The 20370-nt window shown below is 70.3% G+C and carries 17 protein-coding genes; 4 read left to right on the plus strand and 13 right to left on the minus strand.

Annotated elements, in window-relative coordinates:
• Window positions 1-36: 36 nt before the first annotated feature.
• From E4A48_RS10210 to E4A48_RS10255, 10 genes are all read right to left on the minus strand, one after another.
• Window positions 37-1608, minus strand: coding sequence for an APC family permease (locus E4A48_RS10210; RefSeq protein WP_142742363.1), 1572 nt, complete (start codon window positions 1606-1608; stop codon window positions 37-39).
• A 192-nt stretch (window positions 1609-1800) separates the two neighbouring features.
• The gene (locus tag E4A48_RS10215) at window positions 1801-3582 is read right to left on the minus strand and encodes a DUF885 domain-containing protein (protein ID WP_409975480.1); all 1782 of its coding nucleotides are present in this window, start codon (window positions 3580-3582) and stop codon (window positions 1801-1803) included.
• A 38-nt stretch (window positions 3583-3620) separates the two neighbouring features.
• Window positions 3621-5453 (minus strand): DUF885 domain-containing protein, encoded by a 1833-nt coding sequence (locus tag E4A48_RS10220; RefSeq protein WP_185910641.1) that lies wholly within the window; start codon window positions 5451-5453, stop codon window positions 3621-3623.
• Window positions 5454-5517: 64 nt separating this feature from the next.
• Window positions 5518-6726 (minus strand): M24 family metallopeptidase, encoded by a 1209-nt coding sequence (locus E4A48_RS10225; protein WP_039006742.1) that lies wholly within the window; start codon window positions 6724-6726, stop codon window positions 5518-5520.
• Window positions 6723-8315, minus strand: coding sequence for an aldehyde dehydrogenase family protein (locus E4A48_RS10230; RefSeq protein WP_039006744.1), 1593 nt, complete (start codon window positions 8313-8315; stop codon window positions 6723-6725). Before E4A48_RS10230 ends, E4A48_RS10225 begins: the two co-directional genes overlap by 4 nt.
• A 1-nt stretch (window position 8316) precedes the next feature.
• Window positions 8317-9222 (minus strand): dihydrodipicolinate synthase family protein, encoded by a 906-nt coding sequence (locus tag E4A48_RS10235; protein WP_039006746.1) that lies wholly within the window; start codon window positions 9220-9222, stop codon window positions 8317-8319.
• Between the two features lie 4 nt (window positions 9223-9226).
• Window positions 9227-10567 (minus strand): NAD(P)/FAD-dependent oxidoreductase, encoded by a 1341-nt coding sequence (locus E4A48_RS10240; RefSeq protein WP_142742364.1) that lies wholly within the window; start codon window positions 10565-10567, stop codon window positions 9227-9229.
• Entirely contained in the window at window positions 10560-10796 is a 237-nt protein-coding gene (locus E4A48_RS10245) for a (2Fe-2S)-binding protein (RefSeq protein ID WP_142743147.1), read from the minus strand. Before E4A48_RS10245 ends, E4A48_RS10240 begins: the two co-directional genes overlap by 8 nt.
• Window positions 10797-10804: 8 nt before the next feature.
• Complete coding sequence (locus tag E4A48_RS10250; protein ID WP_058197106.1) at window positions 10805-11905, minus strand: NAD(P)/FAD-dependent oxidoreductase; 1101 nt, start codon at window positions 11903-11905, stop codon at window positions 10805-10807.
• Window positions 11902-12843, minus strand: coding sequence for a 4-hydroxyproline epimerase (locus E4A48_RS10255; RefSeq protein WP_039006752.1), 942 nt, complete (start codon window positions 12841-12843; stop codon window positions 11902-11904). Before E4A48_RS10255 ends, E4A48_RS10250 begins: the two co-directional genes overlap by 4 nt.
• A 177-nt stretch (window positions 12844-13020) precedes the next feature.
• Here E4A48_RS10255 and E4A48_RS10260 point away from each other — a divergent pair, with 177 nt between their 5' ends.
• From E4A48_RS10260 to E4A48_RS10275, 4 genes are all read left to right on the plus strand, one after another.
• Window positions 13021-13728 (plus strand): AraC family transcriptional regulator, encoded by a 708-nt coding sequence (locus tag E4A48_RS10260; protein ID WP_142742365.1) that lies wholly within the window; start codon window positions 13021-13023, stop codon window positions 13726-13728.
• Window positions 13729-13899: 171 nt separating this feature from the next.
• Window positions 13900-15234: a signal recognition particle-docking protein FtsY gene (gene ftsY, locus E4A48_RS10265; RefSeq protein ID WP_142742366.1), complete on the plus strand. Its 1335-nt coding sequence runs from the start codon at window positions 13900-13902 to the stop codon at window positions 15232-15234.
• 155 nt (window positions 15235-15389) lie between these two features.
• Window positions 15390-16451, plus strand: coding sequence for an A/G-specific adenine glycosylase (gene mutY, locus E4A48_RS10270; protein ID WP_142742367.1), 1062 nt, complete (start codon window positions 15390-15392; stop codon window positions 16449-16451).
• Between the two features lie 30 nt (window positions 16452-16481).
• Complete coding sequence (locus E4A48_RS10275; RefSeq protein WP_142742368.1) at window positions 16482-16760, plus strand: oxidative damage protection protein; 279 nt, start codon at window positions 16482-16484, stop codon at window positions 16758-16760.
• Between the two features lie 131 nt (window positions 16761-16891).
• Here the strand turns inward: E4A48_RS10275 and E4A48_RS10280 are convergent, their stop codons facing one another.
• From E4A48_RS10280 to E4A48_RS10290, 3 genes are all read right to left on the minus strand, one after another.
• Window positions 16892-17353, minus strand: a complete 462-nt coding sequence (locus tag E4A48_RS10280) for a DUF6491 family protein (protein WP_039009141.1) — start codon at window positions 17351-17353, stop codon at window positions 16892-16894.
• 118 nt (window positions 17354-17471) lie between these two features.
• On the minus strand, window positions 17472-18383 hold the full coding sequence (locus E4A48_RS10285; protein WP_142742369.1) for a M48 family metallopeptidase: 912 nt from the start codon (window positions 18381-18383) through the stop codon (window positions 17472-17474).
• A gap of 82 nt (window positions 18384-18465) precedes the next feature.
• A complete protein-coding gene (locus E4A48_RS10290) occupies window positions 18466-20355 on the minus strand; it encodes a formylglycine-generating enzyme family protein (RefSeq protein ID WP_235426467.1) in 1890 nt (629 codons plus the stop codon).
• Window positions 20356-20370 lie beyond the last annotated feature (15 nt).

A 20370-nucleotide genomic window follows, 5' to 3' on the forward strand; every position in this document is an offset into this window, starting at 1 on the left:
TCTGTAGCGGCTAAAGCCCACAGAAACGAGCACAGCCTATTCCCCATCGTCCTCTTCCAGCGCCAGCTGGTCGCTGCGCAGGCCGGTGCTTGCGCCCCAGTGGTAGCAGCCGAACGCGATCACCGCCACGCTCAGCGTGTCCCAGGGATGCGCGATCTGGCCGGTGCCGCCGAAGCTGCCCAGGTAGGACACCAGCAGCACCAGCACGAAGAACCCGATCAGCCACAGCGCGCCGCGCACCTGCCGCCACAGCTGTGCGCGCCCGGCCGCGCTCGGCAGCTTGTACAGCACGTATAGCGCGAACATCGCCACCTGCAGGCCGAGCAGCCACGACAGCGTGCTCCAGGTGGACCAGTACACGATCAGCGCGGCGACAATGAACGACAGCGGCCCGAGCACGGCAAAACTGCGCAGCAGGAACGGCCGCGGCAGCTGCGGCGCGCTGCGGCGCAACGCCGCCACGGTCACCGGCGCCACTGCATAGCTCAGTACCAGCGCCGCCGACACCACCTGGATCAGCGTGTCCCACGACGGGAACGGCAGGGTCCAGAACACCGACAGCGCCAGGCTCAGCCACAGCGCCGGACGCGGAATGCCGGACTTGGCATCGACCCGGGTCAGCGCCGACAGGAAACCGCCGCTGCGCGCCCAGCCGTAGACCACGCGCGGCGTGGCATTCATGTAGATATTGCCGGTGCCGCTGGGCGAGATCATCGCATCGCAGATCACCAGCGCCGCCAGCCAGCCCATGCCCAGCGCCAACGCGATGTCGTGGTACGGCAGCGCGAACGCCTTGTCGATGCCGCCCCAGCCCTGGCTCAGGTACGCGGCCGGCACGCCGCCCAGGAACGCCAGCTGCAGCAGCACGTAGATGACCGTGGACAGCGCCACCGACAGGATCAGCGCGATCGGGATGTTGCGCTGCGGATCGCGCACCTCGCTGGCCACCGACACGATCGGGGTCAGCCCCAGATAGGCGAAGATGATGCCGCCAGCCGAGATCGCCGCCTCCACGCCGGCCGCGCCCGACGGGGCGAAGCCCTGCACATGCAGGTTCTGCGGATTGAAGTGGGCCATCAGCAGCACGATCACCAACAGCGGCACCAGGAACTTGAACACGCTCACGATGTTGTTGGCGGTGGCGAAGGTCTTGACGCTGAAGTAGTTGAGCAGGAAGAACACCACCAGCAGCGCCAGCTGCAGCAGCCAGCCGGCCACGCTGGGATGGGTGCTGCCGGCCTGGTTCAACGACGGAAACCAGGCCGCGGCGTACTGCCGCGCCGCCTCGACCTCGATCGCGATCAGGCTGGAGAACGCGATCAGGGTGATGAAACCCATCAGCCAGCCGAGCAGCGGGCCGTGCGAATACTCCGGGTAGCGCACCACCCCGCCGGCACGCGGCAGCGCCGCGCCCAATTCGCAATACACCAGGCCCAGCAGCAGCACCGCCACCCCGCCGGCGATCCACGACACGATACCGGCCGGGCCGGCGATGGCCGACACATGGCTGGCCGAGAACAGCCAACCGGAGCCGAAGATCGAACCGAGCCCGATGAAGGTCAGGTCGGTCAGGCTCAGACGCTTGTGGAACTTGCCTTGTGTGGTCATGGTGCCCCCCGCTGGAAAGGTTGTAACCGGTTCCTGACTACTGCAGTTGTCCCCTTCTCCCCTCGGGAGAAGATGCCCCGAAGGTGCGGATGAGGGTACGGGCACAGCCTCGTGTCGTTTCGACCCTGCGAGGCTTCGCCCCGTACCCTCACCCCAACCCCTCTCCCAGGGGGAGAGGGGCCAGCATTCCTACTACTTTGAAGCCTCCTGCGCCCAAGGCGACTTCCCGCCCTCTGCAATGAAACGATCGATGCGCTGCTCCAGCACCGGCAGCGGCACCGAGCCGGTTTCCAGGATCGCGTCGTGGAAAGCGCGGATGTCGAATTTCTCGCCCAGCGCGGCCTCGGCCTTGCGTCGCAACGCGATGATCTTCAGTTCGCCCAGGTAATACGACAGCGCCTGCCCCGGCCATGCGATGTAGCGGTCCACCTCGGTAGTCACCTCGTGCTGGCTCAGCGCGGTGTTGTCGCGCAGGTAGGCCTGCGCCTGCTCGCGGCTCCAGCCGTAATGGTGGATGCCGGTGTCGATCACCAGCCGGCAAGCGCGCCACATCTGGTAGGTCAGGTAGCCGAAGCGGTCGTACGGCGTGTCGTACAGACCCATCTCCTGCCCCAGGTACTCCGAATACACCGCCCAGCCTTCGCCGTAGGCGGAGATGAAGGTGTAGCGGCGGAAGTCCGGCAGGTTGTCCTGCTCGGCCGCCAGCGGCATCTGCAGCGCATGGCCGGGCGAGGACTCGTGCAGGGTCAGCGCGGTCAGGTTGTACAGCGGGCGCGACGGCAGGTCGTAGGTGTTGACCAGGTAGATGCCGGGGCCGCCGCGGCCGCCGGTGTAGAACGGCGCCAGTTCCGCCGGCACCGGTTCGATCGCGAAGCGGCGCCGCGGCAGGCGGCCGATGTAGTCGCCGACCTTGGCATCCACCCGCTTGGCGATCCAGGCCGCGTCCTTCAGCAGTTCCTCCGGGGTCTTGGCGTAGAACCGGGGATCGGTGCGCAGGTAATGCAGGAACGCGGGGAAGGTCTGCTGCCCGGCCGGCGTCTTGAAGCCGCTGTCGGCGATGGTCTGGTCCATCTCCTTGCGCAGGCGCGCCACTTCCTTCAGGCCGACCTCGTGGATCTGCTCCGGGGTCATGTCCAGCGTGGTGTATTCGCGGATCTGCGCACGGTAGTAGGCGGCGCCGTCGGGTACCGACTCGATGGCCAGCGCCGGACGCGTCTTCGGCAGGTATTCCTCGCGCATGAAGCGCAGCAGCTTGGCGTAGGCGGGCGCTACCTGTTTGGCGATGGCCGCTTGCGCCTGCGCACGCAGTTGCGCCTGCACCGCGGCGGGAATCGTCGCCGGCATCTGCTTGAAGGGGGCGTAGAACAGGTTGTGCTCGCCCTGCGCCTGCGCCACTTCGGCGATCGACTCGGTGCGGCCGTCGAGGGTGACCTTCGGTTGCGCGAAACCGCGCGCCAGGCCGGCGCGCATGTTGGCGATCTGCTCGTCGAAATAGCGCGGGATGTCGGCCAGCTGGCCGAGGTAGCGCTGATAGTCCTCACGGCTGTGCAGGGTGCTGCGCGCGGTGAAGCCCAGGTCGCTCCAGAACGCGCTGTCGCTGTTGAACGGCATCTCCCAGGCACGGAAGTGCTGCTGGTCTAGCAGCACCTGCAACTGCTGCCGGTAGACCTGGTAGTTCACCTGGTCCTGCGCCGACAGCTGCGCTGGGTCGATCGCATCCAGCTCGCGCAGCACCTGCTGCCAGTAAGCGGTGCGCTGCTCCTGCGTGGCCGGATCCAGCTTCGGCAAATGGTCGGCGGCCAGGCCCTGACTGTCTTCGTCGTCGGCGCCGGCGGACTGCTGCTGGCGCCATTTCCACTCGCGCAGGTACAGCGCCTTGAAGCGTGCGCTAGCGTCGCTGCTCGCCGCTGCGGCCGCCGGTCGCGCGGGCTCGGCGGCAGTGGCCACGCCCTGCCCTGCCAGCGCGCACAGCATGGCCAGCAGCAGTGGCGTACGGAGTCGGGAATTCGGGCTCATTGCAGTTTCTCCGGAGTGGCGGATGCGCCGGCCTTGGCCTGCGCGATCCAGGCGTCGATGCGTGCGTCGAGCAGGTCCAGCGGCATCGCGCCGCCGCCGAGGATCTGGTCGTGGAAGGCGCGGATGTCGAAGCGCGCGCCGAGTTCGCGCTTGGCTTTCTCGCGCAGCGCCAGGATGTCGAGCTCGCCGAGCTTGTAGCCCAGCGCCTGGCCCGGCCACACGATGTAGCGGTCGGTCTCGGACTGGATGCTGGGTTCGTCGTCGGACGGATGCGCGTGGAAGAACGCGATCATCTGCTGCCGGGTCCAGCGCTTGTAGTGCACGCCGGTGTCAAGCACCAGGCGGTTGGCGCGCAGCAGTTCGCCGGCCAGGCGGCCGTAGTCGCTGTAAGGGTCTTTATAGAAACCCACGTCCTTGCCCAGGCGTTCGGCATACAGCGCCCAGCCTTCGACGTAGGCGTTGTAGCTGGACTGCTGCCGGAACGGCGGCAACGGCAGGCGCTGCGCCAGCGAGATCTGCAGGTGATGGCCGGGCACGCCCTCGTGGTAGGCGGTGGCCTCGATGTTGACCAGGGTGCGCTGCGCGTAGTCGCTGGTGTTGACCATCACCAGCGCCGGCTTGCTGCCTTGCGCGTCGCTCTGCCAATACTCGGCGCCCGGCGCGGTGCTGCGGAACTCGGCCATCGCGCGCACTTGCAGCGGCGTCTTCGGCAGCTTGCCGAACAGCTTGGGCAGCTGCGGCTGCATCTGCGCGATGTCGTCGCGGTAGCGCTGCAGGATCTGCTCGCGCGAACTGGCGAAGAACTTGCGGTCGTGCGCCACCGCCTTGCGCAGCGAGGCCAGGTCGGCATAGCCGAGCTGCTTGGCGATGGCGCGCATCTCGCCCTCGATGCGCGCCACTTCGGCCAGGCCGATCTGGTGGATCTGCTCGGGCGATTTGTCGGTGGTGGTCTGGGTATGGATCGCGTAGCGGTAACGGCGCTCGCCATCGGGCAGCGACCACAGCCCTTCCTGCGCGCGGCCTTGCGGCGCGTATTCGTCGGCGACGAAATCGGCCAGCTTGGCGTAGGCCGGACGCACCTGCTGGTCGATCGCCGCGAGCATGGCATCGCGTAGGCGCGTGCGCTCGGCCACCGGCACCGCGTCGGGGAAGCTCTTCAGCGGCAACGCGAACGGGCTGTCGGCGCCGGCCGGCGCGGCGATTTCGCGCACCTGCGCCGGGACCCGCTCGAGCAGGTATTTCGGCTGCACCAGCCCATCCTTGGCGCCGGCGCGCGACAGCGCCACGACCTGGTCGAGCAAAACCGGGATCGTCTGCAAACGCTTGATGTAGTCCTCGTAGTCCTTCACGCTGGCGAACGGGAACGCCTGCGCGTAGCCCGGCAACGTCAGCTGGATGCCGCCGACCGGCTCCAGCGGCATCTCGTCGTTCCTCAGCGCGATCGCTTCCAGCCGATCGCGCAACTGGCGCAGCATCATCTGCAGGCTCAGCTGGTCCTGCGCCGACAGCGCCTTGCCGTCGATCGCCTCGAAACGCTTCAGGAAATCCGCGGTGGCCTGCCGCTCGGCCTGCAACGCCGCCGGCGAATAATCGCTCCAACGATCGTTGTAGCGCGTGTCGCCGATGATGCTGGCGAACTCCGGATGGTGTTCGAGCTGGTACTGCCACTGCGCGTCCAGCAAGGCGGCGAAGGCCTGGCCGGGAGTGCGCGCCGGCGTGGCGGCCGCGACCGCGACCGCGGCCGCGGCCGTGGGCGGCGTGGCCGGCTGGCAGGCGGCCAGCAATGCCGCGGCCAGCGCGCAGGCGACGAACAGGCGGGCGAATCTCATCGACGGACTCCGGTAAGCGAATGGAACCTCTGCGGCGGCGCCGCGCCAGCGGCCGCCGCCTGCATCAGGCGAACGGCCGGTCGATCGCCGGCGACGGCGGCGTGAACCACTGCGCGCCGTGTTCGGTGACGTAGAAATGGTCTTCCAGGCGCACGCCGAACTCGCCAGGCACCACGATCATCGGTTCGTTGCTGCAGCACATGCCTGGCGCCAGCGCCAGCGCATTGCCACGTACCAGATACGGCGCCTCGTGGATGCTCATGCCGCAGCCATGGCCCGTGCGGTGCGGCAATCCCGGCAGGCGATAGTCCGGTCCCAGGCCCGCCGCCTGCAGCACCTCGCGCGCCGCCTGGTCCACCGCCGCGCAACTCACGCCTGGCCGCACCGCGGCGAACGCGGCCGCCTGCGCGTCGTGCTCCAGCTGCCAGATGCGCCGCTGCTTTTCGCTCGGCTCGCCGAAGATGTAGGTGCGGGTGATGTCGGAGTGGTAACCGTGCACGGTACAGCCGGTATCGATCAGCACCAGTTCGCCTGCACGCAACGCCTGCACGCCGGGAATGCCGTGCGGATACGCGGTGGCATGGCCGAACTGCACAATGCAGAAGGTGGAGCCGTTGTCGGCGCCGAGCGCGCGATGCGCCTGGTCGATGAAGCGCACCAGTTCGGCAGTGGTGATGCCGTCGTGAATCAGGCCGGCGGCCAGCCGCTGCACCTGCAGGGTCATGTCGCAGGCCTGCTGCATCAACGCCAGTTCCGCCGCCGACTTGCGCATGCGGCAGCCATCGACGATCGGCGTCGCGTCGCGGATCGCGACCCGGTCCAGCACCGCGCTGAGCCCGCTGTGCACGGCGAAGGCGATGCCCGGATCCAGCGCCAGCGCCTGCGCGCCGAGTTCGCTCAGCGCCTCGGCGACCAGCCCGTGCGGGTCCTCGTGTTCTTCCCACAGCCGCTTGCGCACCGGGATGCGCAGCACCGCGTCCAGCGAGCCTTCCTCGAACGCCGGGCAGATCAGCAGCGGATCGCCTTCGGCGGTCAGCAGCATCGCCACCAGGCGCTCGCTGGCGCCCCACGCCACGCCTGTGAAATAGCGCAGCGAGGCGCCGGCGCCGATCAGCAGCGCATCGGCGCCCTGCGCGCGCAGCAACGCGCGTGCCCGTGTCAGCCGCTGCTGGTATTCCTGCGGCTGGATCGGCGGCGCCGGCGTCGGCCACGGCGCCAGCTGCGCATGCGCCATGGCCAGGCTCAGCCCGCCGATCTGCGCCGCCGCGCTCATGCCGCGCGCTCCACGTCGGCGACGCTCCACTGGCCGTCGATCAGCCGTTGCACGCCGCCGGGATTGCGGTCGCGCAGCAGTTCCGGCAGCAGCGCATCGGGCAGCCCGTCATAGCTGTGCAACGCGGCGAAACGGCGGATCGCGGCCGGCATGCCGACCGCAGTGAAACCCGGATGGCCGGTGCTCGGGTAAGGCCCGCCGTGGTTCATCGCCGCGCTGACCGCCACGCCGGTCGGCATCTTGTTGCAGATCAGGCGTCCGACCCGCGGCCGCAACGCGGCGGCCAGCTCGGCGAACAGCACATCGTCGCTGCCGTCGGCGGCGCGGTACACGGTGCCGGTGAGGTTGCCCTCCAGGCTGTGCGCCAACGCGGTCATCTGCGCCAGACCGGCAACGCGCACCACCAGGCTGACCGGGCCGAACGCCTCGGTCTGCAACGCCTCGGGCTGTTGCAGGAAGGCCTGCGCCGACACCGCCAGCAGAGTCGGCGCATGCCGGTAGCCCGGCGCTGGCGCGGCTTCGCCGCCGGCCAGCACACTGGCGCCGGCATTGCGCAACGTGAGCACGCCGCGCTGCAGGTGCTCGAGCACGCCACGCGAGAACAGCAGGCTCGGCGCGGCCGCGGTGAAGTGCGCACTGGCCGCGGCGACGAACGCATCGCCGGCCTCGCCCTCGGGTACCACCACGATGCCGGGATTGGTGCAGAACTGGCCGCTGCCCATCGTGCACGAGGCGAAGAATTCCTGCGCCAGCGCCGCGCCGCGCTCGGCAAGCGCGCCCGGCAGCAGGAACACCGGATTGACGCTGGACAACTCGACGTAGGCCGGCACCCCGGCACGGTCGGCCGCGGCCTTCAGCGCCAGTCCGCCGGCACGGCTGCCGGTGAAGCCGATCGCGCCCAGCCGCGGATCGCCGGCCAGTTCCAGGCCCAGCGTGTTGTCGAAGTGGTACAGCAACTGCACCGCCGCGGCCGGCAGGCCGTTGTCCAGCAGCGCCTGATGCGCGAGTTGCGCCAGGCGTTGGCTGGTGGCCGGATGCGACGGATGCGCCTTGGCGATGACCGGATTGCGCGCGGCGATGGCCGAGGCGAAATCGCTGCCGGCCACCGCGTTGAACGCGAACGGGAAATTGTTCGGGCCGAACACCAGCACCGGCTTGTGCAACGGCCCCAGCTGCGCGCGCAGGCCGGCCGCGGTATCGATCACCGGCTGCGTCCAGCTATGGCTGCGCACCGCCTGCGCGGCCTGGCGCAGCTGGCCGCTTGCGCGCGGCAACTCCACCTTGGCCAAGCGCGGTTCGACCGGCAAGCCGGTCTCGGCATGCGCCAGTGCGACCAACTGCTCCACGTCGGCATCGATCGCCGCGGCGTAGGCATCGAGGAACCCGGCGATGCGCTCGGGCGGGGCCGCGGCCAGCGCGTCGGCGACCAGCACCGACGCGCTCAGCGCCGCTTCCAGGTCGGCGGCGCCGCTGACCGGGAATTCCGGTCCGAACGCATTCCCGTCGCGCGGGTCCTCGGCACGGAAGCTGCCACGCGCTTCCAGCGACGGCTGCCAACGGCCGGCAAGCAACAGCGGCTGCATGCTCATCTCAGAGTCCGGGGTGGGTGGCGATGGCGTGGTCGATCACCTTCAGCGCCGCTTCGCGCTCGGCGCCGTCGACGACCAGGCGCGGTGCGCGCACGCGCTCGCTGCCCAGGCCGACCTTCTCCTGCACCAGCTTGATCAGCTGCACGAACTTGGGCACGGTGTCCAGGCGCAGCAGCGGCAGGAACCAGTCGTACAGCGCCTTGGCCGCCGGGTAGCCGCCGTCGCGGGCCAGCTCGAACAGCTTCACCGACTCCTTCGGATACGCATTGACCAGGCCGGCGATCCAGCCCTGGGCGCCCATGCTGATGCCTTCGACGATCGCATCGTCCATGCCCACCAGCAGCACCAGGCGGTCGTTGAGCAGTTCGCCCAGCGCGGCGAAGCGGCGCACGTCGCCGGAGGATTCCTTGACCGCTTGCAGGTTCGGGAATTCGGCGGCCAGCTCGGCGATCTGCGCCGGGCTGAAATCGGTCTTGTAAGCGACCGGGTTGTTGTACAGGATCACCGGCAGGTCGGTGGCGGCGATCACCGCACGCGCATGCGCGCCCATCTCGCGCCAGTCGGTGGAGTACACGTACGGCGGCAGCACCATGATGCCGCCGCAGCCGACCTGCTTGGCCGCCTGCGCCAGGCGCACGGCCTCGTCGGTGGACAGCGCGGCGATGCCCGGCACCACCGGGATGCGGCCGCCCAGCGCCTGCACCAGGGTCTTCAGGATCGCGACCTTGTCGTCGAAGCTGAGCGTGGCGGCCTCGCCGAGCGAGCCCAGCGGCACGATCGCGGTGCAGCCGGCGTCGACCATGACCTGCGCATGCTTGGCCAGGAACGCGTGGTCGATGCTGCCGTCGGCATTGAACGGAGTGGTGATGGCCGGCAGCACGCCGTACCAAAAAGAAGCCTTGCTCATGGGATTACACCTTGTCGAGGGTTGTGAGTGGAGGTTCGGGAAGCAGGGGATCGGGAAGCGATCGGGCGAGCGCGTCCAGGCGCACCGGGAACAGCGGCGGCCGGCGGCCGTCGTCGGAAAAATCGTCGTGGCGGGGCGCCAGCCCCAGCTCGGTCAGCGCACTGCCGCAGATGCGGCCCTGGCAGGCGCCCATGCCGCAGCGCGAGACCAGCTTGGCGTCGCGCAGGTCGGCATGACCGTGCAAGGCCGACAGCGGCACGTCTTCGCAGCGGCACACCAGCGTGTCCGGTGCGGCCAGCGCGTGGATGCGCGGGTCCAGCGCGAACTGCCGCTGCAGCAACGCCGCGAACGCGCGTGCGCGCCGCCGCTGCGGCTGCAATGCCTGCGCCGCGGCGCCCTGCCCGGCGGCCAGGTGTCCGGCGATGGCGCCTTCGACGCGCGCGCAATCGCGCCCGCCGATGCCCAGCGCCTCGCCGGCGGCGTACACGCCTGCGACGCTGGTATGCAACTGCGCGTCCACCGCCACGCACGGATGCGCGCCGCTGCGCCCCAGCCGGCAGCCGAGCAGTTGCGCCAGCTCCACGTTCGGCACCAGTCCGTAGCCGACCGCCAGCTGCTCGCAGTCGATGCTGCGGCGGCCGCGCGGGCCGTCGATCTGCACCGATTGCAGCTGGCCGTCGCCATGCGCCGACAGCACCACGCTGCCGCTGTAATAGGCGACGCCGGCCAACTGCGCGCGCAGGCTCAGCGCCTGCAGCGCCTTGTCCGGCCAGCGCCACGGCAGTTGCGCGGCGAAGCCGGCCAGATTGCGCAGCGAGGCCTGTTCGACGATGCCCAGCACCTGCGCGCCGTGGCGCCGCAGCGTCGCCGCGCTGGCCAGCAGCAGCGGGCCGCTGCCGGCCACCAGTACGCGCTTGCCGGCCAACGGCCAGCCCTGCTTGGCCAGCGCCTGCGCGCCGCCGGCGCCGGTGACGCCGGGCAGGGTCCAGCCGGGGAACGGCAGCAGCAATTCGCGCGCGCCGGTGGCCAGCACCAGTGCGTCGTAACCGATCCAGCGCGTGCCCTGCGGGCCATCGGCCAGCAGTTGTCGGTCCTGCGCCATCAACAACTGGGTCTGCGCCAGAAATTCGATCTTGCTCGCCGCCAGCTGCGCCAGCACGCGCGCGGCCAGCTTCGGCGGCGCATGGGCCACATCGTGACGCCAGATCTGGCCGCCGGCGCGCGCCTGCAGATCGACCAGGGCCACGCGCCGGCCATGCCCAGCCGCGGCAAGCGCCGCCGCCAGTCCGGCCGGACCGGCACCGGCCACGATCACGTCGTAGTGCAGCGCGCGCGGCTCAGGCATCGGTCCACACCTGCATGCCGGCGCGCACCGGGGTGATGCAGGCGCGCCACTGACCGACGCCGTCGATGCGCACCCGGCATTCGCTGCACACGCCCATGCCGCACAGCGGCGCGCGCGGCTGGCCGCTGCGCGAACGGCGGAAATGCGCCGCCACCTGCGCCACGGCCGCGGCCACGCTGCTGCCGTCCAGCACCTCGACAGTCTGCCCATTGACCTGCAGGCGCAGCATCGGCGCGCTCACGACAGCGCCCGCATGGGCGCGAACGGCGCCGGATCCAGCGCAGGGGTGCGCTGCAGCAGCAGATCCAGCAGCAAGCGCGCGCTGCCCAGCGCGGTGGTCACGCCCAAGCCTTCGTGGCCGGCCGCGACCCAAACGCCATCGCGCTCCGGCACCGCGCCCAGGTAGGGACGGCCATCGGGCGTGGCCGGACGCAGCCCGGTCCAGACCCGGATCGCCTGCAGCTGGCGCAACGCCGGCAGGAACGCGAACGCGCGCTCGAGCATGCGTTGCAGCATCGGCATCGACACGCTGCGATCGCTGGCATCGAATTCGCGCGAGGAGCCGATCAGGATCTGCCCGGTCGGCCGCGGCTGCACGTTGAACGCCACGCTGCTGCCGTCGCTGCCATGCGCGCTGTCGGCATAGCCAAGCTCCAGCAATTGGTGGCCGACGAAGCCGGGATAGCGGTCGGTGATGACCAGTTGCCCCTTGCGCGCACGCATCGGCAATTCCGGCAGCAACTCCGTCAACGCGCAGCCGGTGGCGACCAGCACCGGCCCGCTCAGCCGGCTGCCGTCGTCCAGCAGCACGCCGCCGCCGGCCAGCGCCAGCGCGCGGCACCCGGCATACAGCTGCGCACCGGCGGCGAGCGCCCGCTCGACCAGATGTCGCGCCATCCGCGGCGGATACACCACCGCTTCGGCGGCCACGCGCATGCCGCCGGCCAGCCCCGGCACCAGCGCCGGCTCCAGCCGGTACAACGCCTCGGCATCGATCGCCTCGGCGTGCACGCCGGCCGCAGCCAGGCGTTGGATCTTGGCCGGGATCGCCTCCAGCTCGCTTGCCTGCCGCGCCACCCACAGCGTGCCGCAGCGGCTGAATTCGGCCGCCGGCAAGTGCGCGAATTCTTCCCACAGGCGCAGCGAATACGCCGACAGCGCCAATTCCGCAGGATCCTCGTCCATCGCCACCAGATGGCCCATCGCCGCAGCGGTGGAACCGCCGCCAATCGTGCCCGACTCGACGATCGCCACCCGCAACCCGGCCGCCGCGGCCGCATCGGCGCAGGCCGCGCCGACGATGCCGGCGCCGACGACGATCAGGTCGAAGCCGCTCATCCGGCGCCGATGCCCCAGGCGAACGGATCCTGCGCATCGATCAGCAACTGCGCGCGCGCGGTGAGATGCGCCTGCCCGGTGATCCGCGGCAGCACGCCGCGGCTGCCAGCCACGTAGCTGCCTTCGAACAGGCTGCCGAGGATGCCCTCCTGGCGCCACACCTGGCCGGGCGCCAGCTTGCCGTCGGCGGCCAGGCACGCCAGCTTGGCGCTGGTGCCGGTGCCGCACGGCGAGCGGTCGTAGGCCAGGCCCGGGCACAGCACGAAGTTGCGCGCATCGGCGCCGGCGCCAGGCGCCGGGCCGTTGATCTCGATATGGTCGATCTCGCCATCGTCGGCGCCGCGGATGCCGGCCGCTTCCAGCGCCAGCCGCAGCGCTTCGGTGTACGCGGTCAGCGCGCGCTGGTTGCGCAGCTCCAGCGCGCACGGCGTCTGCTCGGTGATGAAGAACCAGTTGCCGCCCCAGGCCACGTCGCCACGCACGCGGCCGTAGCCCGGCACCTGCACCTCAATGCTGGCGGCGTGGCGGTAGCTTTCCACGTTGTCCACCGAGACCCGGCCGTCGTCGTGCAACTTCACCCCGACCGTCCCCACCGGGGTCTCGATGCGGTGCGTGCCCGGCGCCAGCCGGCCCAGCTCGGCCAGCGTGCGCACCAGGCCGATGGTGCCGTGGCCGCACATGCCCAGATAGCCGACGTTGTTGAAGAAGATCACCGCGGCGCAGGCATCGGCCGCGATCGGCGGCAACAGCAGCGCGCCGACCATGGTGTCCGAGCCGCGCGGCTCGCAGGCGATGGCGCTGCGCCAGCGATCGAAGCGATCGCGGAACAGATCGCGCCGCTGCGGCAGCGGGCCGGTGCCCAGGTCGGGAAAGCCGGCGACGACGACACGGGTCGGTTCGCCGCCGGTATGCGAGTCGATCACATCGAGTGTATGCATAGATCCATGCTCACATTCCGGGCCACTGGCGGCTAGCAGCGTTTGCGTGTCATAAATGCGGAAGTTCGCACAACCCCAGCGTCCCGGAAGGCCCGACTTAGGCTAGGATCGACAAACAGGGGGAGGCTTGCCGCGGCTTGCCTGCCGCCGCAGCCTACTACCGCCCGGTGAGTGCAGATGGATACTTTGATTTCCGCGCTGGAAATGCAGACGCTGTTCGACGCGCTGCCGGACGTGGTGTTCTTCGTCAAGGACCGCGACGGCCGCTACACCCACGTCAACCTGACCCTGGTGCGGCGTCTGGGCAAGAAATACCGTGCCGACCTGATCGGCAAATCGGCGCTGGAAGTGTTCCCGCTGCCGCTGGGCGGCAGCTACGTGATGCAGGACCGGCGCGTGCTGTGCGGCGAGATGATCGAGAACCAGTTGGAAGTGCACCTGTTCCCGAACCGCACCCCGGGCTGGTGCCTGACCTTCAAGCGCCCGCTGTGCGAGCACAACGAAGTGATCGGCGTGGTCGGCATCTCGCGCGACCTGGGCCAGCCGGACAGCCGCCATTCGGCCTACGAACGCATCAGCCGCGCGATGGAGCACATGCAGAACCACTACGGCGACAACCTGCGCGTGCAGACCCTGGCCGACCTGGCGGAACTGTCGGTGGCGCAGCTGGAACGGCATTTCCGCCGCGTGTTCCAGCTGACCCCGCAGCAATTACTGACCAAGATGCGCATCGAAGCGGCGATGCGCCTGCTGCATGGCGAGGACAGCATCGCCAGCATCGGCCAGGTCTGCGGCTTTGCCGACCAGAGCGCGTTCGCGCGCCAGTTCAAGGCCACCGTCGGCATGACCCCGCGGGATTATCGGTCGATGAAGGGGAAGCTTTGAGGGGGCCGGGACTCTGGACCCGGGACTCGAAAGCGCAGCGCCGCGAACTGAAAGAAGCGTTACCGACTCACGTTCTTCGAGTCCCGGGTCCCGGGTCCAGAGTCCCGCCCCCCACCCAGACCTAACAGGCGCAAGTGGTAGCATTCTCCGTTTCCGGTACACGCGTTATCCATGGTCAGCCTATTCCGCCGCAACAAGCCCCAGGACCACGCTGGCGATAGCCGCGGCACCCAGCGCTACAGCATCGAGGAACTGGCCGCCGCCTTCCCCAAGCCGGCCGGCGAAGCCGCCACGCCGGCACCAACGCCGGCCTTACCTGCTGCGCCCGCGGCCGAAGCCGCGCCGACATCGCCGCCGCCGGAGGTAGCCGCGCCCGTCGCCCTGCGCGAGGCGCCCACGGTCGCGCCCGATCCCATCCCCGCGCCCGGCCACGTCGCGCTCCCGCCACAGGCGCCCACGCCGCCGCCCGAGGTGCACGTGCCGGCGCCCGCGGCGACCCCGGCTGCGGCGGCGCCGCTTCCCGATCCGGCCGCGGCATTCGCCGCCGCGTTCGACGTGCGCGCCGACGCGCCGCCCGCCGCCACCGCCGGCAAGTCCGGCTGGCGCGAACGCCTGCGCAACAGCACCATCGCGCGCAGCTTCGGCGGCCTGTTCGCGCGCAACCCCAAGCTCGACGACGACCTGCTCGACGAGATCGAGACCGCGCTGATCACCGCCGACGTCGGCGTGCCGGCCACCACCGCGCTGATCGAAAACCTGCGCAAGCGCATGAAGGCGCGCGAATTCGTCGACGCGCAGGCGCTGCTGCGCGCGCTGCGTGCCGACCTGATCGCGATCCTGCAGCCGGTCGCCAAACCGCTGCAGATCGACCGCAATGCCAAGCCGTTCGTGGTGCTCACCGTCGGCGTCAACGGCGTCGGCAAGACCACCACCATCGGCAAGCTGGCCAAGCGTTTCAAGGACGACGGCCACAGCCTGATGCTGGCCGCCGGCGACACCTTCCGCGCCGCCGCGGTGGCGCAGCTGCAGGCCTGGGGCGATCGCAATGGCGTGACCGTGATCGCGCAGGGCCAGAACGCCGACGCCGCCTCGGTCGCATTCGACGCGCTGCAGGCCGGCAAGGCGCGCGGCACCGAGGTGCTGATCGCCGACACCGCCGGGCGCCTGCACACCCAGACCGGGCTGATGAACGAGCTGGGCAAGATCCGCCGCGTGCTCGGCAAGCTCGACCCGGCCGCGCCGCACGAAGTGCTGATGGTCATCGACGGCACCACCGGCCAGAACGCGCTATCGCAGCTGCGCCAATTCCACGCCGCGGTCGGCGTTACCGGGCTGGTGGTGACCAAGCTCGACGGCACCGCCAAGGGCGGCGTGGTGTTCGCGCTGGCGCGCGAGTTCGGCATCCCGATCCGCTACGCCGGCATCGGCGAGCGCCCGGAAGACCTGCGCGTGTTCGACGCCGAAGCCTTCGTCGACGCCTTGCTGCCGGAAGCGCTGGGCGCCTGACCTTGAGCCCCTCTCCCATCGGGAGAGGGGTTGGGGTGAGGGTACGGCGCGAAAGCGTCCCGCCGACCCCAACTACACGGAGCTTCGCTCCGTACCCTCATCCGCCCCTTCGGGGCACCTTCTCCCGATGGGAGAAGGAACGACTCGATGCCAGCATGCGCCAGCTCCCAGACACCTTCGCCCCCCGCCTGCTCGCCTGGTTCGACCGCCACGGCCGCCACGACCTGCCCTGGCAGCATCCGCGCAGCCCGTATCGCGTGTGGCTGTCGGAAATCATGCTGCAGCAGACCCAGGTGTCGGTGGTGATCCCGTACTTCCTGCGCTTCCTGCAGCACTTTCCGACCTTGCACGACCTGGCCGCGGCCGACACCGACGCGGTGATGGCGCAATGGGCTGGGCTGGGCTACTACGCCCGCGCGCGCAATCTGCATGCCGCGGCCAAGCGCTGCGTGGAGCTGCACGGCGGCGAGCTGCCGCGCGATATCGATGCGCTGCACGCGCTGCCCGGGATCGGCCGCAGCACTGCCGGCGCGATCCTCAGCCAGGCCTGGAACGACCGCTTCCCAATCCTGGACGGCAACGTCAAGCGCGTGCTGACCCGCTACCACGGCATCGCCGGCTATCCCGGCCTGCCAGCAGTGGAGAAGCCGCTGTGGGCGATCGCCGAAGCGCACGTGGCCGCGGTCGCCGACGGGCGCATGGCCGACTACACCCAGGCGCAGATGGATTTCGGCGCCACCCTGTGCACCCGCGCCAACCCGGCCTGCGTGCTGTGCCCGCTGCAGCACGACTGCGTAGCGCGCCGCGACGGCCTGGTCGAAGCATTGCCCACCCCGAAACCGGGCAAGACCCTGCCCGAACGCGAAGCATTGGCGCTGCTGCTGGAGAACGCCGCCGGCGAGCTGCTGCTGCAACGGCGCCCGCCGAGCGGCATCTGGGCCTCGCTGTGGACGCTGCCGCAGGCCGAGAGCGAGAGCGAATTGCGCGCCTGGTTCGAACGCCAGACACGCGGCCGCGACTTCGACGCGGCCGAGCCGATGCCGCCGATCGTGCATACCTTCAGCCACTATCGCCTGCACCTGCAGCCGCTGCGCCTGCGCAAGGTCGCCCTGCGTGACGCGGTACGCGACAATGACGACCTGCGCTGGGTGGCGCGTGCCGACCTGTCCGCACTCGGCCTGCCCGCCCCGATCCGCAAACTGCTCGACGGCCTCTGATCGTCGCCCACCGCGCCACCAGGAACCGCCATGTCCCGCACCGTCTTCTGCCAGTACCAACAACGCGACACCGAAGGCCTCGACTACGTGCCGTATCCCGGCGAACTCGGCCAGCGCGTGTTCGCGCAGATCGGCAAGGCCGGCTGGCAGGCGTGGCTGGCGCACCAGACCATGCTGATCAACGAGAACCGGCTATCGCCGCGCGAACCCAAGCATCGCGCGTTCCTCGAGGCAGAACTGGAGAAATTCCTGTTCCAGGGCGGCGCACCCAAGCCCGAGGGCTACGTGGAACCCGAGCAGGAGTCCTGAGCGCAGGCAAGACGAAGCTCCGTGTAGGAGCGGCTTCAGCCGCGACAGAACCCATCGGCAAAGCCCGCCGCGACCGCAGCCGCTGCGCGCCCGCCTCTTCCACACCAACCGCAACCCGCCTGACGCCGACGCTACTGCGCCGGCGCCTGACGCTGCGCCCGCTCCTGCACCTTGGCCTGGCGCAATTCCTTTTCCGAGATACGCAGCGCCTTGATGTCGAGCGGGCGGATGCTCTGGATGCGGCACGGCAGGCGGATCGCGCCCGGGCTGCCGCCGATCACCAGCACGTCGTCGAAACGCGCCGACACGCGGTCGCTGAAATGGGTGATGGCGATGCTGGGAGCGAAGTCCAGATCGGTGCAGCGGCCGCTCAACTCCAGCAGATAGGCCTGGTTCGGCCGCGTCCACACCGCAAGCGCGCTGTCGCCGAGCGCGGTCCAGCCGCTGAGCCGGTTGAAGTACTGGAAGTCGCGCACCGGCGCAGCAGCGTGGGCGCGGTACAGCGCCAGGCGCTCGTCGTCGCTGATCCGGTTGCTGGCGCAGCCGGCCAGCAGCGCGGCCAGTCCCAGCAATGACAGCAGCAAGCGTTTCATGGATGAGTCTCGCGGTGGCGACAGGCGCATGATGCACCCGCGCCATGCGCGCCCTCGCAGCCGCACCCAGCCACATTCAGCAACCAGGCAGCTGCCGCGGCGCGTGGCGACGGCGCGCTTATCGCTGCGCCGTCTTCGCCGTTTCGCAGAAGCGCTGCCGGTACTCCAGCGCCTTGGGCATCAGCGCCTGCAGGTTCTGGATCCGCGTGCCCGGATTGGGGTGCGTGGACGAGAACTCGGGCGGCGCCTGGCCGCCGCCGCTGGCGCTCATCCGCTGCCACAGCGGCACCGCTTCGCGCGGATCGAAACACGCCGCCGCGGCCAGCATCAGCCCGACCTCGTCGGCCTGGGTCTCGTGGCTGCGCGCGTACGGCAGCAGATAGCCATAGCCCATCGCCGCCATCGCCATCTGCTGCTGTTGCGGGTCCATGCCGCTGGCCGCGCCGGCCATCTGCCCGATCTGGGTCAGCTTCTGCTGCGCCATGCGTTGCGCGCCGTGGCGCAGCAGTGCATGCGCGATCTCGTGGCCCATCACCACCGCCATCGCATCGGCGCTCCTGGTCACCGGCAACAAGCCGGTGTAGACCGCCATCTTGCCGCCGGGCAGGCAGAACGCATTGGCCTGCTCGGACTCGATCACGTTGACGTCCCAGTCGAAGCCGCGCGCGTAGTGCCTGGCCTGCATGCCGTGCTCGGCGGCCAGCGCGTCCTCGACCACGTCGACCTTGGCGATCAGCCGCTGCGCGATCGCGCGCACCTGCTGCGCCACCTGCGACTGCGGATCGACCGGGTGTTCCTTCGCCAGGATCTCCTGGTAAGCCTGCAGGCCCAGCGCCTTCTCGTCCTCGACGCCGAGCGAATTGTCGATCAGCACCTTCTGGCCGGTGTAGGGATCCTCGCTGCGGTTGGAGAACCAATAGAACCCTGCGTACACCGCGAAGCCCAGCAGCACCAGCCAGCGCACGCCGCCCAGCGGCCCGCGGCGGTTCCCGCCCTGTTCCCCGCCCTGGCGGCCGAACACGTTGCTCATCTCCAATCCCCTTGCTGGCTGGTGGGCGGCGAAGGCGCCTGCCTGTGCGCGGCACTGTAGCCGGGCGCGCTGCGCGGCCGCGTCAAATTCCGCGCACCAGGCGGAAACCGACCCGGGCGCTGGTGGTATCGGAGTCCTGCATCAGCCGCCAGGCGGAACGGGTCTGCTCCGGCGCGTTGGCCCAGTTGCCGCCGCGCACCACACGCGAGCGGCAGCCGGGGTTGTACCAAGAGGCGCCGTCGGCCGGTGCGCGGCGGTAGCTGGAATGCCAGCAATCGGCGACCCACTCGCTGAGGTTGCCGCCCATGTCGTGCAGACCCCAGGCGTTGGCCTTGAAGCTGGCGACCGGCGCCGGCCCCCAGAAGCCGTCGGCATAGCCGACGAAGGAGTTGTTCCAGTGCCGGCCGCCGGGCGAGACGTCGCCGCCGCCGGTGAAGTTGCCGGCGCCGGGCGGCGGCGTGCCGGCGTTGCCCCAGGGATAACGGCCGCGGCCGCCGGCGCGCAGCGCGTATTCGAACTCGGCCTCGCTGGGCAGCCGGTAGTGGCGCCCCGTCTGCTGCGACAGCCACGCTGCGTAGGCCTCGGCATCGCGCACGCTGACGTGCATCACCGGGCTGTTCGGCGCGGCGCGCGCGCCGTTGTAGCCGGACTGCCAGTCGGTGCCGCTGCGGCGCACGAAGTTGCCGCTGCGCTCATCGTAGACGATCGAATGCCCGCGCCGCGTGGCCCGCGGCCGCGCGCCGCTGACCTCGACGAAGCGACGGAACTCGGCCACGGTGACCTCGGTGATCGACATCGCGAAGCCGCGGTCGAAACGCACGTAGTGCAGCGGCTGCTCCGCCGGCATCGCGCCCGGCTCGCTGTCGCTGGCGCCCATGCGGAAGCCGCCGTGCGGCACCACGATCATCTGCGGCCCGCGCTCGCCGCTGCTCATGGCGTCGGTGAACACCTGGCCGGGGCGGAAGCTGCCGTAGTAGGTGGCCAGGTCGATACGCTCGCGCAGCATCGCCGCCACCGGATCGCCCGGATCGGCGATGCGCAACACATCGCCCAGTTTCTCGCGCGCCGCCTTCAGTCCGGCCGGCGTGGCCAGGTCGCGCAGGCCGGCGTCGCGCAGCACGGCGATGCGCGCGGTGCGTACGCCTTCCACCCGCACACGCGCGTCACGCACGGTGGCGGCAGCGTCGCGGATCCGCGCCGCGCGCGCCAGCCAGCTGCCGGCAGCGGCGAAATCGGACAGCCTCGCGGCCGCCTCGGCGCGCCGGATCAACGCGCTCTCCACCGCCGCCACGCCCTGACGGGCGCGCGCGTCGTCGGCGTCAAGTTGCAGTGCTTCGCGGAAGTTGGCCAGCGCGCCGTTGCCGTCTTCGCCGAGCCGACCGGCGCGTAGATCGTCTTCGCCAGCGCGGTTGTAGGCCAGCACCCGCTGCGCGGTCTCCACCCGCTGCTGCAGGCGCCGCACCGCCGGATCGTCGGCATCCAGCGACAGCGCCACCATCGCGATGCGATCGGCGCGCCCGGGTGCCTGCTCCTGCTGCTCCGATGCGCGCAACAGGTCGTCGCCGAGTTGCAGCAGCCGGCGCCGCGCCTTGCGCAGGCCGTCGCGCGCGACCGGGTCCTGCGGCGCCAGCGCACGGATCGCCAGGTACAGCGGGATCGCCGATTGCGGGTCCTCGAACAGGCGGTCCTCGGCCAGCGCGCGCGCGGCATCGCGGCGCGCCCGCGCCAGTTGCGCGCGCTCGAGCGCCGGCAGCGGCGGCTGCCAGCGCGCCACCGTCTCGGCGGCATCCTCGCCGCCGATGGTGACGCTTGGCGCCTGCACCGACTTGCTGGCTGCCGTTGCCGCCGCCTGCGCGGGTTTGGCGAGCACAGGCCTGGCGGGTTGCGCCGGTGGCGCAGGCGCCGGCCCGCTGCAGCCGCACAGCAGCGCGACCAGCAGGGTCCAGGCGATCACGGTGCCGCTCGTACGCACGCTTCCTCCCAACGA

The organism is Xanthomonas translucens pv. cerealis, from assembly GCF_006838285.1.
In the GTDB taxonomy this organism is placed as follows: domain Bacteria; phylum Pseudomonadota; class Gammaproteobacteria; order Xanthomonadales; family Xanthomonadaceae; genus Xanthomonas_A; species Xanthomonas_A cerealis.

Excerpts from the sequence above, each read along its gene's own strand:
- E4A48_RS10210 (WP_142742363.1), bottom strand. The coding sequence starts at position 1,608 with ATGACCACACAAGGCAAGTTCCACAAGCGTCTGAGCCTGACCGACCTG.
- E4A48_RS10215 (WP_409975480.1), bottom strand. The coding sequence starts at position 3,582 with ATGCTGTGCGCGCTGGCAGGGCAGGGCGTGGCCACTGCCGCCGAGCCC.
- E4A48_RS10220 (WP_185910641.1), bottom strand. The coding sequence starts at position 5,453 with ATGAGATTCGCCCGCCTGTTCGTCGCCTGCGCGCTGGCCGCGGCATTG.
- E4A48_RS10225 (WP_039006742.1), bottom strand. The coding sequence starts at position 6,726 with ATGAGCGCGGCGGCGCAGATCGGCGGGCTGAGCCTGGCCATGGCGCAT.
- E4A48_RS10230 (WP_039006744.1), bottom strand. The coding sequence starts at position 8,315 with ATGAGCATGCAGCCGCTGTTGCTTGCCGGCCGTTGGCAGCCGTCGCTG.
- E4A48_RS10235 (WP_039006746.1), bottom strand. The coding sequence starts at position 9,222 with ATGAGCAAGGCTTCTTTTTGGTACGGCGTGCTGCCGGCCATCACCACT.
- E4A48_RS10240 (WP_142742364.1), bottom strand. The coding sequence starts at position 10,567 with ATGCCTGAGCCGCGCGCGCTGCACTACGACGTGATCGTGGCCGGTGCC.
- E4A48_RS10245 (WP_142743147.1), bottom strand. The coding sequence starts at position 10,796 with ATGCTGCGCCTGCAGGTCAATGGGCAGACTGTCGAGGTGCTGGACGGC.
- E4A48_RS10250 (WP_058197106.1), bottom strand. The coding sequence starts at position 11,905 with ATGAGCGGCTTCGACCTGATCGTCGTCGGCGCCGGCATCGTCGGCGCG.
- E4A48_RS10255 (WP_039006752.1), bottom strand. The coding sequence starts at position 12,843 with ATGCATACACTCGATGTGATCGACTCGCATACCGGCGGCGAACCGACC.
- E4A48_RS10260 (WP_142742365.1), top strand. The coding sequence starts at position 13,021 with ATGGATACTTTGATTTCCGCGCTGGAAATGCAGACGCTGTTCGACGCG.
- ftsY (WP_142742366.1), top strand. The coding sequence starts at position 13,900 with ATGGTCAGCCTATTCCGCCGCAACAAGCCCCAGGACCACGCTGGCGAT.
- mutY (WP_142742367.1), top strand. The coding sequence starts at position 15,390 with ATGCGCCAGCTCCCAGACACCTTCGCCCCCCGCCTGCTCGCCTGGTTC.
- E4A48_RS10275 (WP_142742368.1), top strand. The coding sequence starts at position 16,482 with ATGTCCCGCACCGTCTTCTGCCAGTACCAACAACGCGACACCGAAGGC.
- E4A48_RS10280 (WP_039009141.1), bottom strand. The coding sequence starts at position 17,353 with ATGAAACGCTTGCTGCTGTCATTGCTGGGACTGGCCGCGCTGCTGGCC.
- E4A48_RS10285 (WP_142742369.1), bottom strand. The coding sequence starts at position 18,383 with ATGAGCAACGTGTTCGGCCGCCAGGGCGGGGAACAGGGCGGGAACCGC.